General features: G+C 63.5%; 14 protein-coding genes and 1 tRNA gene. 5 read left to right on the top strand and 10 right to left on the bottom strand.

Features of this window, described 5'->3' with window-relative positions:
* Positions 1–3: 3 nt before the first annotated feature.
* Positions 4–693, bottom strand: a complete 690-nt coding sequence (locus CXQ80_RS17100; RefSeq protein ID WP_101321581.1) for a crotonase/enoyl-CoA hydratase family protein — start codon at positions 691–693, stop codon at positions 4–6.
* Positions 694–981: 288 nt separating this feature from the next.
* On the opposite strand from CXQ80_RS17100, the gene CXQ80_RS17095 reads away from it, so the two are divergent.
* A tRNA-Ser gene (locus CXQ80_RS17095) sits at positions 982–1,071 on the top strand.
* 116 nt (positions 1,072–1,187) lie between these two features.
* Here CXQ80_RS17095 and CXQ80_RS17090 read toward each other — a convergent pair.
* The 3 genes from CXQ80_RS17090 to CXQ80_RS17080 form a co-directional block, all read right to left on the bottom strand.
* A complete protein-coding gene (locus CXQ80_RS17090) occupies positions 1,188–3,314 on the bottom strand; it encodes a TonB-dependent siderophore receptor (RefSeq protein WP_101321580.1) in 2,127 nt (708 codons plus the stop codon).
* 194 nt (positions 3,315–3,508) lie between these two features.
* A complete protein-coding gene (locus tag CXQ80_RS17085; RefSeq protein ID WP_101321579.1) occupies positions 3,509–4,711 on the bottom strand; it encodes an MFS transporter in 1,203 nt (400 codons plus the stop codon).
* Between the two features lie 132 nt (positions 4,712–4,843).
* Positions 4,844–5,593 carry a 3-oxoacyl-ACP reductase family protein gene (locus CXQ80_RS17080; RefSeq protein ID WP_101321578.1) on the bottom strand — a complete coding sequence of 250 codons (750 nt, stop codon included), beginning with the start codon at positions 5,591–5,593 and terminating at the stop codon, positions 4,844–4,846.
* A gap of 120 nt (positions 5,594–5,713) precedes the next feature.
* On the opposite strand from CXQ80_RS17080, the gene CXQ80_RS17075 reads away from it, so the two are divergent.
* Positions 5,714–6,652 (top strand): LysR family transcriptional regulator, encoded by a 939-nt coding sequence (locus CXQ80_RS17075; RefSeq protein WP_101321577.1) that lies wholly within the window; start codon positions 5,714–5,716, stop codon positions 6,650–6,652.
* Here the strand turns inward: CXQ80_RS17075 and CXQ80_RS17070 are convergent.
* The gene (locus tag CXQ80_RS17070) at positions 6,649–7,134 is read right to left on the bottom strand and encodes a GreA/GreB family elongation factor (RefSeq protein WP_371918883.1); all 486 of its coding nucleotides are present in this window, start codon (positions 7,132–7,134) and stop codon (positions 6,649–6,651) included. The genes CXQ80_RS17075 and CXQ80_RS17070 overlap by 4 nt on opposite strands.
* On the bottom strand, positions 7,134–7,520 hold the full coding sequence (locus CXQ80_RS17065; protein WP_101321576.1) for a hypothetical protein: 387 nt from the start codon (positions 7,518–7,520) through the stop codon (positions 7,134–7,136). The genes CXQ80_RS17070 and CXQ80_RS17065 overlap by 1 nt, the downstream gene beginning before the upstream one ends.
* Positions 7,521–7,650: 130 nt before the next feature.
* Between CXQ80_RS17065 and earP the strand changes: the two genes are divergently transcribed.
* Both earP and efp read left to right on the top strand, forming a co-directional pair.
* A complete protein-coding gene (earP, locus tag CXQ80_RS17060; RefSeq protein WP_101321575.1) occupies positions 7,651–8,784 on the top strand; it encodes an elongation factor P maturation arginine rhamnosyltransferase EarP in 1,134 nt (377 codons plus the stop codon).
* Between the two features lie 48 nt (positions 8,785–8,832).
* Complete coding sequence (efp, locus tag CXQ80_RS17055; protein ID WP_101321573.1) at positions 8,833–9,402, top strand: elongation factor P; 570 nt, start codon at positions 8,833–8,835, stop codon at positions 9,400–9,402.
* Positions 9,403–9,464: 62 nt separating this feature from the next.
* Here the strand turns inward: efp and CXQ80_RS17050 are convergent, their stop codons facing one another.
* From CXQ80_RS17050 to CXQ80_RS17040, 3 genes are all read right to left on the bottom strand, one after another.
* A complete protein-coding gene (locus CXQ80_RS17050) occupies positions 9,465–9,893 on the bottom strand; it encodes an organic hydroperoxide resistance protein (RefSeq protein ID WP_101321571.1) in 429 nt (142 codons plus the stop codon).
* 128 nt (positions 9,894–10,021) lie between these two features.
* Positions 10,022–10,477 carry a MarR family winged helix-turn-helix transcriptional regulator gene (locus CXQ80_RS17045; RefSeq protein WP_101321569.1) on the bottom strand — a complete coding sequence of 152 codons (456 nt, stop codon included), beginning with the start codon at positions 10,475–10,477 and terminating at the stop codon, positions 10,022–10,024.
* A gap of 57 nt (positions 10,478–10,534) precedes the next feature.
* Entirely contained in the window at positions 10,535–11,488 is a 954-nt protein-coding gene (locus CXQ80_RS17040) for a LysR family transcriptional regulator (protein WP_101321568.1), read from the bottom strand.
* Positions 11,489–11,600: 112 nt separating this feature from the next.
* Here CXQ80_RS17040 and CXQ80_RS17035 point away from each other — a divergent pair, with 112 nt between their 5' ends.
* A complete protein-coding gene (locus CXQ80_RS17035) occupies positions 11,601–12,350 on the top strand; it encodes a sulfite exporter TauE/SafE family protein (RefSeq protein WP_101321565.1) in 750 nt (249 codons plus the stop codon).
* 45 nt (positions 12,351–12,395) lie between these two features.
* Here the strand turns inward: CXQ80_RS17035 and CXQ80_RS17030 are convergent, their stop codons facing one another.
* Positions 12,396–13,742: a class II 3-deoxy-7-phosphoheptulonate synthase gene (locus CXQ80_RS17030; protein WP_101321563.1), complete on the bottom strand. Its 1,347-nt coding sequence runs from the start codon at positions 13,740–13,742 to the stop codon at positions 12,396–12,398.
* Positions 13,743–13,821 lie beyond the last annotated feature (79 nt).

Genomic DNA, 13,821 nt, shown 5'->3' with positions numbered 1-13,821 from the left:
GGCTCAGAGGGCAAAGTCCTGGTCGAGGATGATCGCTTCGTCGAGCGCATTGAGCAGGTCCTTGCGCACTTTCAGCTTGGTTTTCTTGTGCGCATTCATGTTCAGTTTTTTCAGCGTATGGGCTGCGCTGGTGGCGGCTTCAAGCAATTGCTCGGCAGGCACCACCGCATCGAGGAAGCCAGCTTCGCGGGCCGCCTGCGGGTCGAACATCTCGGCGTTGATCACCGAGCGGTGGAAGGCCGAGCGGCGCAGGCGGTCGCGGGCCAGTTCGATGCCGGCGTGGTGCATGGTCATGCCGATGGCGACTTCGTTGAGGCCGATCTTGTACTGCCCTTCGACGCCGATGCGGTAGTCGGCCGACAACAGCAGGAACGCCCCCTTGGCCACGGCATGGCCGGGGCAGGCGACGATCACCGGGAATGGGTGCGCGAGCAGGCGGCGGGCCAGGGTCGAGCCTGCGGTGACCAGCGAGACCGCCTGCTGTGGGCCCGAGGTCATTACCTTGAGGTCGTAGCCGCCGGAGAGAATGCCGGGCTGACCGGTGATGATCACCACAGCGCGCTCCACTACCGCACGATCAAGGGCGGCGTTGAATTCGGTGATCAGGTCTGGCGAGATGGCGTTGACCTTGCCGTTGTTCAGGGTCAACGTGGCGATGCCGTCTTCGGCGTGGTAAGTGATCAGCTCGTTCATGGCAGAGTCCTTTAAGTGGCGTGGCGATGACGTTACCCAGCGCAGCTGCGCAGGTAAAGCAGCAAGGCTGACCGGCCAGTCAGCTGCGGCCATCGCGGCCACGGGTTGCGGCCGTGGCCGCCGTTGCGCGGGAAAAGCGCCGGGTACAATGGCAGCTTTGCCATCGGCCCCTGCAGCGATCCTCGGGTTTGCTTAAGCGCATGAAAATTCTGAAAAAAGCGCTTGCCAACACCCGACTCTTCGACTAAATTAGCGCGCCTCGACAGGCTGAATAGCTTGAAGAGAAACGGTGAAGTGTCCGAGTGGTCGAAGGAGCACGCCTGGAAAGTGTGTATACGAGAAATCGTATCAAGGGTTCAAATCCCTTCTTCACCGCCACATTCTACGAGAAGCCCTCGAACTGAAAAGTTCGGGGGCTTTTTGTATTGGGCGCGGTTTGGCGGGCTGTACTTCACCTGCACGCGGTTGATGACCGCATGCAGGTCGACGCTGGGTTAAAAACTCACCGAAGCCGACAACCGAGCCGTACGCGGGGCGCCCTGGAACAGATAGTTGTCGCCCAGATAATCACCGGTGTCGCGCCAGTAACGTTTGTCGAACAGGTTGTCGACGGTCAGGCGCAGTACCGTGTCATAGCCGCCGATGGCTGTGCGGTAGCGGCTGCCGAGATCGAATACGGTGTAGCCGCCGACTTCGACGTTACCGGCCTGGCTGGCGTACTTGCTGGCGCTGTAACGGGCGCCGCCGAGCAGGGCCAGGCCGGGCACCGGTAGGGTGTATTCGGCGTGCAGCGCGGCGCGCACCTTCGGCACGTTGATCGCCTGGTGGCCTTCGTAAGCGTCGGTGCCGCTGTCTTCGACCCGCGCGCGAATAGCTGCGACGCTGGCTTGGAGTTGCAACTTCGAGGTGGCCCAACCGCTGGCGCCGAGCTCCAGGCCGGTGTTTTTTTGCTGGCCTTGCTGGACGTAGGTAAAGCCACCGACCTCAGGGCGAGCGTACTGGTAGGCCTGGCGGATCTGGAACAGCGCAGCGCTGAAGCTCATGCCTTGCCAGTCATGCTTGATGCCCAGTTCCAGTTGCCTTGAGAGCGTCGGGGCGAGGATTTGGCCGAGGTTGCTGGTGAACCACGGTGCCGTGCCCCCGGCCGAAAGGCCTTTGGAGTAGCTGGCGTAGACGGTGGTGTCAGGCTGCGGCTTGTAGATCAGCGCGGCGTTTGGCAGCAGTTGATACTGCTGCGTGTGGCGGCCCGCAATGCCAGTCTCGTCCCAAGTCTTCTCATCCAGGCGCACTTCGCGGGCACCGAGCACGGTTTGCCACTGCTCGTTGAAGGTGATGCGGTCGCTGAAGAACACACCGTATTGGCGGCTGTCGAGGCGGCGCTCGCTGGCGCCAACGGCCTTGCTCGACGGTTCCAGTGGCGGCGCGCCGGTATCGATATTGCCGCTGCCGAGCCATTCGTTGTAGTACGGGCGTTGGTCGAGGGTACGGCGTTGCGCACTGGCACCTACGGTCAATTCGTGGCCGAGGCCCAGGGCATCGAAGCGACCATTGAGCATTGCCTGCGCCTCATCGGTACGACGGGTGTCGTCCGGGCTGCGGTAGTCATAGATGTCGTAATCGCCATTGCCGGCAAAGAACGCGCCTTCGCTCGAACCCCAGGCAAACGCACTGTAATCGTCGATCACCACCTTGCTGCGCGAAGCACTCAGCGTGCCGCTCCAGTCGTCATTGAAGCGGTACTCGAAGCGCCCGCCAAGGTTCAGCGAATCGTTCTGCACGGGCTTGGCCCATTGCTGATAAGCAAGCCGATCACTCGGATCGACCCCATGCGGCACTGTGCTGCCACCAAGCAGCTGATAACCCGGCACTGAGCGCTGCTCGCGGTGCTGATACTCGGCGTCCACCTGCAAGGTGGCGTTGCTGCTGATCTGCCAGTCAAACGCCAACGAGGCAAAATCACGCTTGCCGTCGGCGTGGTCGACATACGAGCGAATGTCCTCGTGGGCGAGGTTGGCGCGCAGGCCGAACTGGCGCTCGCTGCCGAACCAGCCGCCAACGTCAGTGGCCAGATAGCGCTCGCCGTGTTCGTTGGTCGAGACGCTGACGCTGCGCACATCGGCGGCGCGTTTGGTCACGTAATTGATCAGGCCGCCCGGCTCGGAGAGGCCACTCTGCAAACCCGACAAGCCCTTGAGCAGTTCCACCTGCTGCTTGTTCTCCAGTGCGACGTTCTGCTCGCCGGCGATGGTCTGGCCGTTGATCTTGTAGCTGCTGGCAGCATTGAGCTCGAAGCCGCGCACGTTGAAATTTTCGTAGTAGCCAATCGGCGCATAGCTTTCGCCCACCGAGGCATCGCTTTGCAGCACTTCGCTGAGCTTGCGCACCTGGCGGTCTTCCAGCAGTTGCTGGCTGAACACGCTGATCGAGGCCGGGGTGTCGAGCAGCGCCGCTGGCTGCCAGCCGCCGACCTGCGCCTGGCGCACCTGATAACCGTCGCTGGCGGAAACATCGGTCACCTGCAACGGCGCCAGGGTCACGCCGTCAGCGAGGGCCTGCCCGCTGTGCAGAGCAAGGCCAAGGCTGAGCAGGCTCAGGGGCAGGCGAGGGCGAAGCGAGGTCATGCAGGGCTCCTGGAAAAACGCGCGCGCGGCACCGCTGCGCCGAGGGCAGGCGAGGCGTGGCAGCGGCAGCGGGCAGCCTGCTGGTATTGCGCCAGGCAGGCGAAAAAGGGGCGCCATGGTAGCAGGCGCAGCAGCGCCGGGCGCCCCTATTTCAGAGGCGCCCGTTCAGAGAAACGATTGAGCTGGCAGATAATTCAGCTCGCGGCAGCCGACGGGCGCGGCGGCTGCAGCTTGCGCCTGCGCTCGGCCAGAACCCACACCAGCAAGGCCAGCGTGCCGATCAGGATCCCGGCGACGACGATGGCTTTCCAGCCGCTGTACTCGAACAACTGCGTCCCCAGCAGTGAGCCCAGCGCGCCGCCGATGAAGTAGCAGGTGATGTAGCCGGCATTGAGCCGGGTGCGGGCCTCGGGACGCAGGCTGATCACGGCGTTCTGGTTGCTGACATGTACCAGTTGTACCGCCAGATCAAGCAACAACACACCGATCAGCAGGGCCACCAGCGACTGTTCGGCAAAACCCAGTGGCAGCCACGACAGCACCAGCGCACTCAGGCCCACGGTAGTGCCGAGGGCACCCTTGCCGCGGTCGGCCAGGCGCCCGGCCCAGTTCGCTGCCAGGGCACCGGCAGCCCCGGCCAGGCCAAACAGGCCGATGGCCGCCTCGCCATAGTGGTAGGGCTCGCGCACCAGCAAAAACGCCAGTGGGGTCCAGAACAACGCAAACAGGCTGAACGCCAACAGCCCCAGCAACGAGCGCAGGCGCAGCACCGGCTCTTCGGCGAACAGGCGAAACACCGAGCCAATCAGTGCCGGGTATTTCAGCCCAGCGTGGCTCTTGTGCTGCGGCAGGCTGCGGTATAGCGCGATGGCGCTGATCGCCATCAACACTGCCGCCAGCACATAGATGCTGCGCCAGCCGCCCAGCTCGGCCATGAAGCCCGCAGCGGTGCGCGCCAGCAGGATCCCCAGCAGCAGCCCGCTCATCAAGGTGCCGACCGCGCGGCCGCGTTGTTCGGGGGCGGCCAGGCTGGCGGCCATCGGCACCAGAATCTGCGCCACCACCGAAAACAATCCGGTCAGCGTGGTGCCGACCAGCAACCAGGCCAGGTTCGGAGCGCAGGCACTGATGACCAGGCCGACCGTGGCGATGGCAATCATGCACACGATCAGCCGCCGTTGCTCGAACATGTCGCCCAGCGGCGCTAGCAGCAGCAGGCCGGCGCCGTAACTGAGCTGCGCAGCGATGACGATGGTGCCGGCGCTGGCCGTACTCAGGCCAAACTGTTCGGCGATGCTGTGCAGCAAAGGTTGCGCGTAATAGTTGCTGGCAACGGCCAGGCCGGTGGCGGTCGCCATCAGCAGGATGAGGGCGCGCCTCAAGGTCGGGGAGGGCATGGCAGGTCCTTTGCTGGCAGTAAAAAGTACATCGAGTATTGGGGCTGCGTTGGCCCCATCCCAATTCAATTGCTGCATGGTAGCGATTACCAGGCGACCCCGTCGCGCTGTCTGGCGCAACGGGGCAGGTACTCAGGCCGAAAAGCCGCCATCCACGGTCAGGCTGGCGCCGGTGATGTAGCCCGCTTCGGGGCCGGCCAGATAGGCGACAAAGCTGGCGATTTCCTCGGCGTGGCCATAACGGCCGACGGCCATCAACGGGATCAGGCTGTCGGCAAAGTCGCCATCGGCCGGGTTCATGTCGGTATCCACTGGCCCTGGCTGCACGTTGTTGACGGTCACGCCCTGCGGGCCGAGGTCGCGTGCCAGGCCTTTGGTCAGGCCAACCAGCGCTGACTTGCTCATGGCATACGGGGCGCCGCCGGCAAACGGCATGCGCTCGGCATTGGTGCTGCCGATATTGATGATCCTCCCGCCCTGGCCCAGGTGCGGCGCTGCAGCCTGACTGGCTACGAACACGCTGCGCACGTTGACCGCAAGCATGCGGTCGAACTCGGCCAGATCGAACTCGGCGACAGGTGCAACGGCGAGCACGCCGGCGTTGTTGACCAGGATATCCAGCCGGCCGAAAGTCTCCACGGTGTTCTTTACCGCTTGCTGGACGGCGCTGGCATCGGCGCTGTCTGCGCGCAGCGCCAAGGCCTTGCCGCCGGCGCTATTTATCTCTTCGGCCAGGGCCTGGGCAGGCCCGGCGGAGCTGACGTAGGTGAACGCGACGTGTGCGCCTTGCAGCGCCAGACGGCGCACGATGGCTGCACCGATGCCACGCGAACCGCCTTGGACCAAAGCGACTTTGCCGGTGAGGATGAGGGAACTGGACATGGGCGAACTCCTGCTAGTGGGCAAGGCGAAAGGCCTTGGCATGGGCGCAGTATCCGCTGCCGATTAGCTACTGATAAGATGCTAATCACGATCAGCAGAGTAAACCCTGGGTTGCTAATCATGGCCATCGAGTCATTCAGTACGCTGGAATGCTTTATCCGCAGCGCCGAGGTTGGCAGCTTCGCCGAAGCGGCTCGGCGGCTGCGCCTGACTCCGGCCGCAGTGGGCAAGAACGTTGCCCAGCTGGAGTCGCGCCTGGGTGTGCGGCTGTTTCAGCGCAGCACCCGCAAGCTGACCCTGACCGAAGCCGGCCAACGCTTTTTAAGCGAGGTCAAGGACAGCTTCGGCACTATCCAGTCGGCAATGGCCAACCTGGCCAGCGCGCAGGGGCAGCCGGCGGGGCTGTTGCGGGTGAGCATGGGCACGGTGTTCGGCCGCCTGTACGTGCTGCCGCTGCTGGGTGAGTTTTTGCAGCGCTTCCCGGCGATCACGCCGGATTGGCACTTCGACAACCGCCAGGTCGACCTGATCGGCCAGGGCTTCGATGCGGCCATCGGCGGCGGCTTCGAGCTGCCGCCGGGGGTGGTGGCGCGGCGGTTGACTCCAGCGCATCGGGTGCTGGTCGCGGCGCCTGGGTTTATTCAAGGGCGCGCCGCGATCAATCAGCCGGAAGATCTGCTCGAGTTGCCCGGCATTCTTATCCGCTCGCCGCAGACCGGCCGCGTGCGGGCCTGGCCATTGACCAGTCGCGGGCGTGAGCAACGACCGCTGCAGTTGCGTCAGGCCATGACCATGAGCGACTCCGATGCTGCCTGCGCGGTGGCCCAGCAAGGCCTGGGGATTGCCTTGGTCAGCCTGCCGTTTGCCGTGCCGTATCTGCGCGCAGGCCTGCTGCAACGGGTGCTGCCGGACTGGTACGTGGATGATGGCAACATCAGTGTTTATTACGCCGGGCACAAGCTGCTGCCGGGCAAGACCCGCGCATTCATCGACTTTGTCGTCGAGCAGTTTGCCGAGCAGGGCCTGGCCAGCGCCTTTGATGCGCTGGAGCTGCTTTAAACGACAGCAACCACGGCGGACACCTGGGCCACACCTGCCACCACCAGGCTCACTTCATCGTCCAGCCGCTTGCCGATCAACACTTGCCCCAGTGGTGAGCGCGGGGTGATCACGGTCACCTGCTGCGGCCCGTGGCCAATCTTCAGGCCGGCGCCCTCCGGGCCAATGAACACCCGACGCTGATCGCCTTGTTCGTCTTCGAGGGTGACCAGGCTGCTGATCTGAATGCCGCGTGCGGGGTCATAGTCACGCAGCACCAACTGTTGATAGGTCAGCAGCGCCTGGCGGATCTCGGCAGCGCGACGGGCCTGGCCGGTTGCCAGGTAAGAAGCCTCGAGGCCGAGGGTGTCGTACTTGTTCTCGGCCTTGTTCTCTTCGGCGGTGGCGGCTTCATAGGCGATCTGCGCGGCCCGCCGCAGTGCCTCGACGTCGGCTTCGAGGGCAGTGACGATGGCGCTGAGGACTTCATTCTTGTTCAGCATCAGTAACAGAACTCGAGTACGTTGGCCTGGCTCTTGTCGGTCGGCGCGGTGCGATTCTGCTGCAGCCAGAACTGGCACTTGGGCTTGTTCAGGTTACGCGGGTTGCCCCGCGCGGCTGCGGCGGCCTGCTCGGCTTCCTGGTTGTGCAGAATGTCCTTGTAGCGCTCGAACATCTGCGCCTGGGCATCGCCGGCTGCGGCCGGTGCTGGCGCTACGATTGCCGGTGCCAGCACCTGAGCGACCGGCTGCACCTGTTCGGGCCACAACCGCGCCGCCAGCCACAGGCTCACGGCAATCGCGACGACGCCAAGCCACAGGCCGAAGGCAATACACAGCACCAGTTGCACGGGCTTGAGGGTAATCTTCAGTTCACGGCGGCGGTACATGGCGGCCTCCTGGCAGGGCGGGGTGGCGAGCATTGTCGCATGGCCGCCGACAAATATTCAGCGCGGTGCTTTTGTCGGCAGGCGTTTATCCGCAAAATCGCGGGTTTTACCGCGCAGCATGGGAGCGGCGATGAAAGCCAGCTGGGATATCTTTTGCACCGTTGTGGATAACTACGGTGATATCGGCGTGACCTGGCGCCTGGCCCGGCAACTGGTGGCTGAACATGGCCTGGCTGTTCGCTTGTGGGTCGACGACCTGAATGCCTTCGTGCCGCTGTGCCCAGCCGCTGACGCCAACGCCGAGCAGCAGTGGCACGAGGGTGTCGACGTGCGCCATTGGCCGGCGGCATGGCCGGCCACTACACCAGCCGAGGTGGTGATCGGTGCTTTTGCCTGCCAACTGCCCCCGGCCTACATCGAAGCGATGAGCGCGCAAGCGACGCCGCCGTTGTGGCTGAACCTCGAGTACCTGAGCGCCGAAGACTGGGTCGAGGGTTGCCACGGTTTGCCGTCGCCCCAGCCCAACGGCCTGCGCAAGGTGTTTTTCTTCCCGGGTTTCACCGCCAGGACCGGCGGCCTGCTGCGCGAGGCCGGTTTGCTGGCGAGCCGCGACAGCCTGCAGTCAGCGCCAAAGCAACGGGCAGAGTTTTTGGCAGGGCTGGGCGTGCAGGTCGCATCCGGCAGCCGGCTGCTGTCGCTGTTCGCTTATGAGAACCGCCAGTTGGGCAGTTGGCTGCAGGCGCTGGCGGCAGGGCCGCAAGCGACTCACTTGCTGGTGCCACAAGGGCGGATTCTGGCGGACCTGGCGGCCTGGCTCGAGGTTGCCACGTTGGCGCCGGGTGCGCTGCATCAGCGCGGCGCGCTGACTGTGCAGGTGGTGCCATTCGTCAGTCAGGGTGATTACGACAAGCTGCTGTGGGCCTGCGACTTCAATGCCGTGCGCGGTGAAGATTCGTTCGTGCGTGCGCAATGGGCCGGCGTGCCGATGCTGTGGCATATCTACGTCCAGGACGAGAACGCCCACTGGGAAAAACTCGAAGCGTTCCTGGCGCTCTATCGCCAGGGTCTGTCAGACCCGGCCAGCGTGGCGCTGACCGCATTGTGGCGGGCATGGAACATCGACGGCGACACGGGCCAGGCCTGGCAAGCGCTGCAGCCACACTGGGACGAACTGCAAACCCATGCCCGCGAATGGGCTGTCGCGCAAGCCGCTCAGCCGGACCTCGCCACAGCGCTAGTACACTTTTGCCGAAATTCGCTATGATACGCGGCCTCGATTTTTATAAATCCATCCAGATTCGGATATTTCGCAATGAAAACTGGTAAAGAAATCAAACCCGGTACCGTTCTGCGCATCGATAACGATCCGTGGCTGGTTCAGAAAGCTGAGTTCACCAAGTCGGGCCGTAACAGCGCGATCATGAAGACCAAGCTGAAAAACCTGCTGACCGGCTACAAGACTGAAACCGTGTACGGTGCAGACGACAAGCTGGACGACGTGATCCTCGATCGCAAAGAAGCGACCCTGTCGTTCATCAGCGGTGACTCGTACACCTTCATGGACACCAGCGACTACACCATGTACGAGCTGAACGCCGAAGACATCGAGGCCGTTCTGCCGTACATCGAAGAAGGCATGGAAGACGTCTGCGAAGCGGTGTTCTTCGAAGACCGTCTGGTTTCGGTTGAACTGCCGACCACCATCAGCCGTAAAGTTGTCTACACCGAGAACTCGGCGCGTGGCGACACTTCGGGCAAGGTCATGAAGCCTGCCAAACTGTCCAACGGTACTGAAGTTCAGGTTGCTGACTTCATCGAAATCGACGAAATGATCGATATCGACACCCGTGACGGTAGCTTCAAAGGCCGTTCGAAGAAGTAATCACTTCTGCCGAACGCAAAAAAACCCGGCGCTGGCCGGGTTTTTTTATGCCTGAAGATTACTCAGACGTTCACATGCAAGCGTACATCGACGTTGCCGCGGGTGGCATTGGAGTACGGGCAGACCTGGTGTGCCTTGTCGACCAGTTCCTGCGCTGCGGCTTGTTCCAGGCCGGGCAGGCTGATCTCCAGGTCGATGTCCAGGCCAAAGCCGCCGGGAATCTGGCCAATGCCGACCTTGGCGGTGATCGAGGTGTCTGCTGGCAACGGCTGCTTGGCCTGGCCCGCGACAAACTTCAGGGCACCGATGAAGCAGGCCGAGTAGCCGGCAGCAAACAGCTGCTCGGGATTGCTGCCTTCGCCGCCGGCGCCGCCGAGCTCTTTCGGCGTGCTCAGTTTGACTTCGAGCTTGCCGTCGTCCGAGCGGGATTTGCCATCACGACCACCGGTAGAAGTGGCTTGGGCAATGTACAGCGGAGTGACCTTTTGCATGACTAGCCTCGCGTAATGTGCTGCGCGCCGTGGCGCTGGTTGGTGTGGGATTTAAATTAGCGCGCAATTAGTTAGCGCGCAAGATAAAACATCAGCCGTTTGTCGGGGCCGCTGTGCCAGCGTAGTCGCTACACGGCTTTTTGCAGGCTGGCGCGCAGGTCCAATAGCTCGGCCTGCAACTGCTGCAGCCGCTCCAGGCTGCGCCCGCTGGCCTGCAGAATGCACTGCGGCACGCGCTTGGCATCCTCATGCAGGGCATGGCCCTTGTCGGTCAGTTGCACCAGTACCACCCGTTCATCCTCGCGGCTGCGGGTGCGCTTGAGCAGGCCCTCGCTTTCCAGGCGTTTGAGCAGCGGGGTCAGCGAGCCAGGGTCGGTCAGCAGGCGATTGCTGATTTCCCCTACGGTCAGGCCGTCCTGCTCCCACAACACCAGCATCGCCAGGTATTGCGGATAGGTCAGGCCCAGTGCCTGCAGCAAGGGCTTGTAAACCTTGGTCATCAGCAACGAGGTCGAGTGCAGGGCAAAACAGACCTGGTTGTTCAGCAGCAGCTCGTCGCAAGGGGCTTTAGTGTCGGCGTTCATGCAGGTCCTTGAATTCTTCAGATTTAAAATCTAGCACGCTGATAACTGGCGCGGTCACTACCAGCGTAATTCGCTGCGCAGGGCAAGATCCCACGGCGGCAACGGACTGAACCGGCTCTTGAGGAATTCGAGCAGCAAGCGACTGCGAGAGTTCGTTTCATGTTCCAGGCGTAATGCATAGATACCGCTGGTCTCGGCTGCAGGCAGGCCGTTTTGACAGAATAACGGCACCAGGTCGCCGCGCAGCAGGTGCTCGCTGATCAGCCAGGTCGGCAGGTGCGCCACGCCCAAACCGGCCAGGGCGCCGCACAGCAGGGTCTCGGCGTTGTTGGCCGACATGCGCATGCGGCTGGGCCGATACAGGCGCAGTTGGCCATCGACGTTGAAACGCCAGGCAAACGGTGGCGCCAGGCCGTCCCAGTCGAGGCCGTCGTGCTCTGGCAGTTCGCTGGGGCAGTTTGGCAAGCCACGGTTGGTCAGATACGCCGGGCTGGCACAGGCCACGCGGACCATATAGGCCAGTGGCGTAGCAACCAGGCGGGTGTCTGCCAAGGGGCCGGCGCGCAACACCAGATCGACCTCGCCCAGGTGGCTGCCGTGCAGGTCGACGAAGCTGTCGATCAGGCGCAGGCGCACGTCCAGCCCGGGATACGCCGCGAGAAAGTCGGCAATCGCCGGGGCCAGGTGCAGGCGGCCGAAGGCGGCCGGGGCGTCGATGCGGATCAGCCCCTCAGGGGCGTTGCTCAGCGACACCGCTTCGGCGCGGGCCAGGCGCAGCTCTTCGATGATGCGCCGCGCGCGTTCGGCAAAGGCCTTGCCGGCGGGCGTCACGCGTACGGCGTGGGTGCTGCGCATGAACAGCCGGCTGCCCACCGCTGCCTCGAGACTGTCGATGCGCCGAGCCACGGCAGATGGGGTCAGGGGATGGCGCCTGGACGCTGCGGAAAAACTGCCGGTGTCGAGCACGTCGAGGAACAGGCTCAGCTGTTCGGTAAGGGCATCGGGGTTCATTAAGACTCTGCTTGTGCGAGATACGCAAAGCCATTGTGCGCTGCTGTGCGTTTCCCTACCAGCCCGCAATGGTTAGCATGTACACATTGTGTAACAGGCAGATGAGGCCCTGATGATCGAGTGGTTGCTGTATATCGTACTGGGCGCTGCATTGGGCACGGTGGGCGGGTTGTTCGGCATCGGTGGCGGCTTGATCGCGATACCGGCATTGGGCGTGCTGTTCGGTCTGGACCAACAACTCGCGCAAGGCACCGCGCTGGTGATGGTGGTGCCGAATGTGCTGCTGGCGCTGTGGCGCTACAACCAGCGCAACCGCATCGAACTGCGCTACGCCTTGCCGTTGTCGCTTTTCAGTCTGCTGTTCGCCTGGCTGGGCTCGATCTGGGCGGTCGGCATCGATGCCCATTCGATGCGCCTGGGCTTTGTCGGCTTTTTGCTGGCGTTGGTGGTGTGGAACCTGGCGCGGATGTTCATGCGCACCGCACCGGCCAGCAGCCAGTTGCGTTATCCGTGGCCGTGGCTGGGTGTGCTCGGCTGTTTTGCCGGGACCATGGGCGGGCTGTTCGGGGTTGGCGGCGCGGTGGTTGCCACACCGGTACTGACCAGTGTGTTCGGCACCACTCAGGTAGTCGCCCAGGGCCTGTCGCTGGCATTGGCGGCACCGAGCACCTCGGTGACTTTGCTCACCTACGGCCTGCACCACAGTGTTGACTGGCAGATGGGCGCTGCCCTGGCCGTGGGCGGGCTGCTCAGCATCAGTTGGGGCGTGAAGCTCGCGCACGCCTTGCCCGAGCGCGTGCTGCGCATGATGTTCTGTGGCTTTTTGGTGGTGTGCGCCGTGCTGCTGGCTTACGAGCTGTAAGCCGGTCGCGCAGTCACTGGCTGGCAGTGACTGCGCGGGAGCAGGTCAGCGACGGACCTGCTTGAGGGTTTCGGCGATGAGGAATGCCAACTCCAGCGACTGGTCGGCATTCAGCCGCGGGTCGCAGTGGGTGTGGTAGCGATCGGACAAGCCGTCTTCGGTGATCGGTCGCGCACCGCCAATGCACTCGGTGACGTTCTGCCCGGTCATCTCGATGTGAATGCCGCCAGCGTACGAGCCTTCGGCCTGATGAACCTGGAAGAAGTGCTTCACCTCATCGAGGATCTGCGCAAAGTCGCGGGTCTTGTAGCCGCTGCTGGCCTTGATCGTGTTGGCGTGCATCGGGTCGCAGCTCCACAGCACCTGGCGGCCTTCGCGCTCTACCGTACGGATCAGCCCCGGCAGGTGTGTGCCGACCTTGCCTGCGCCCATGCGCACGATCAGGTTCAAACGGCCTGGATCGTTGCTCGGGTTGAGCACATCGATCAGCCGAATCAACTCCTCAGGGTCCATGCTCGGGCCGACCTTGACCCCGATCGGGTTGTGCACACCGCGCAGAAACTCGACATGCGCGCCATCGAGCTGGCGGGTGCGATCGCCGATCCACAGCATGTGCGCCGAGCAGTCATAGAAATCGCCGGTCAGGCTGTCGCTGCGTACAAACGCCTGTTCGTAGTTCAGCAGCAGCGCTTCGTGGGCGGTGAAGAAACTGGTTTCGCGCAGCTGCGGCGCGCTGTCCAGGCCACAGGCGCGCATGAACGCCAGGGTCTCGTCGATACGGTCGGCGAGCTGGTGGTACTTGTCGGCAAGGGCTGAGTTGGCGATGAAGTCGAGGTTCCACTTGTGCACCTGATGCAGGTCGGCAAAACCGCCCTGGGCGAACGCGCGCAACAGGTTGAGGCTGGCGGTGGACTGGTGATACGCCTGCAGCAAGCGCTCGGGGTCGGGGATGCGGCTGGGTGCGTCGAAGCCAATGCCGTTGACGATGTCGCCGCGATACGCTGGCAAGGTCACCTGGCCGATGGTCTCGTCACCGGCCGAACGCGGCTTGGCGAACTGCCCGGCCATGCGCCCGACCTTGACCACCGGGCAACCGGCCGCAAAGGTCATGACGATGGCCATCTGCAGCAGCACCTTGAAGGTGTCGCGGATCTTCGCGGCGGAAAACTCGGCAAAGCTCTCGGCGCAATCGCCGCCCTGCAGCAGAAACGCCCGGCCCTGGGTGACCTCGGCGAATTGCCGGCGCAGCTCGCGCGCTTCACCGGCAAACACCAGCGGCGGATAGCTGGCGAGGGTCTGCTCGACCTTGGCCAGGTGCGCGGCATCGGGGTAGCTCGGCTGCTGCTGGATGGGCAGGGCACGCCAGCTTTCAGGGCTCCAGGGTTGGTTCATCACGGGCTCGTTATGGCTGTTATGGGCAATGGCTCATGGTATCAGGTGGCGGCGTGCTTGTTGCACCGCAGGCATTGAC

It is taken from the genome of Pseudomonas sp. 02C 26, assembly GCF_002843585.1.
GTDB classification, from domain to species: domain Bacteria; phylum Pseudomonadota; class Gammaproteobacteria; order Pseudomonadales; family Pseudomonadaceae; genus Aquipseudomonas; species Aquipseudomonas shirazensis.
The sequence above is the reverse complement of the archived record's forward strand: the minus strand, read 5'-3'. Positions and strand labels throughout refer to the sequence as shown.

Coding starts and splice junctions, on each gene's coding strand:
- CXQ80_RS17100 (WP_101321581.1), bottom strand. CDS start 693: ATGAACGAGCTGATCACTTACCACGCCGAAGACGGCATCGCCACGTTG.
- CXQ80_RS17090 (WP_101321580.1), bottom strand. CDS start 3,314: ATGACCTCGCTTCGCCCTCGCCTGCCCCTGAGCCTGCTCAGCCTTGGC.
- CXQ80_RS17085 (WP_101321579.1), bottom strand. CDS start 4,711: ATGCCCTCCCCGACCTTGAGGCGCGCCCTCATCCTGCTGATGGCGACC.
- CXQ80_RS17080 (WP_101321578.1), bottom strand. CDS start 5,593: ATGTCCAGTTCCCTCATCCTCACCGGCAAAGTCGCTTTGGTCCAAGGC.
- CXQ80_RS17075 (WP_101321577.1), top strand. CDS start 5,714: ATGGCCATCGAGTCATTCAGTACGCTGGAATGCTTTATCCGCAGCGCC.
- CXQ80_RS17070 (WP_371918883.1), bottom strand. CDS start 7,134: ATGCTGAACAAGAATGAAGTCCTCAGCGCCATCGTCACTGCCCTCGAA.
- CXQ80_RS17065 (WP_101321576.1), bottom strand. CDS start 7,520: ATGTACCGCCGCCGTGAACTGAAGATTACCCTCAAGCCCGTGCAACTG.
- earP (WP_101321575.1), top strand. CDS start 7,651: ATGAAAGCCAGCTGGGATATCTTTTGCACCGTTGTGGATAACTACGGT.
- efp (WP_101321573.1), top strand. CDS start 8,833: ATGAAAACTGGTAAAGAAATCAAACCCGGTACCGTTCTGCGCATCGAT.
- CXQ80_RS17050 (WP_101321571.1), bottom strand. CDS start 9,893: ATGCAAAAGGTCACTCCGCTGTACATTGCCCAAGCCACTTCTACCGGT.
- CXQ80_RS17045 (WP_101321569.1), bottom strand. CDS start 10,477: ATGAACGCCGACACTAAAGCCCCTTGCGACGAGCTGCTGCTGAACAAC.
- CXQ80_RS17040 (WP_101321568.1), bottom strand. CDS start 11,488: ATGAACCCCGATGCCCTTACCGAACAGCTGAGCCTGTTCCTCGACGTG.
- CXQ80_RS17035 (WP_101321565.1), top strand. CDS start 11,601: ATGATCGAGTGGTTGCTGTATATCGTACTGGGCGCTGCATTGGGCACG.
- CXQ80_RS17030 (WP_101321563.1), bottom strand. CDS start 13,742: ATGAACCAACCCTGGAGCCCTGAAAGCTGGCGTGCCCTGCCCATCCAG.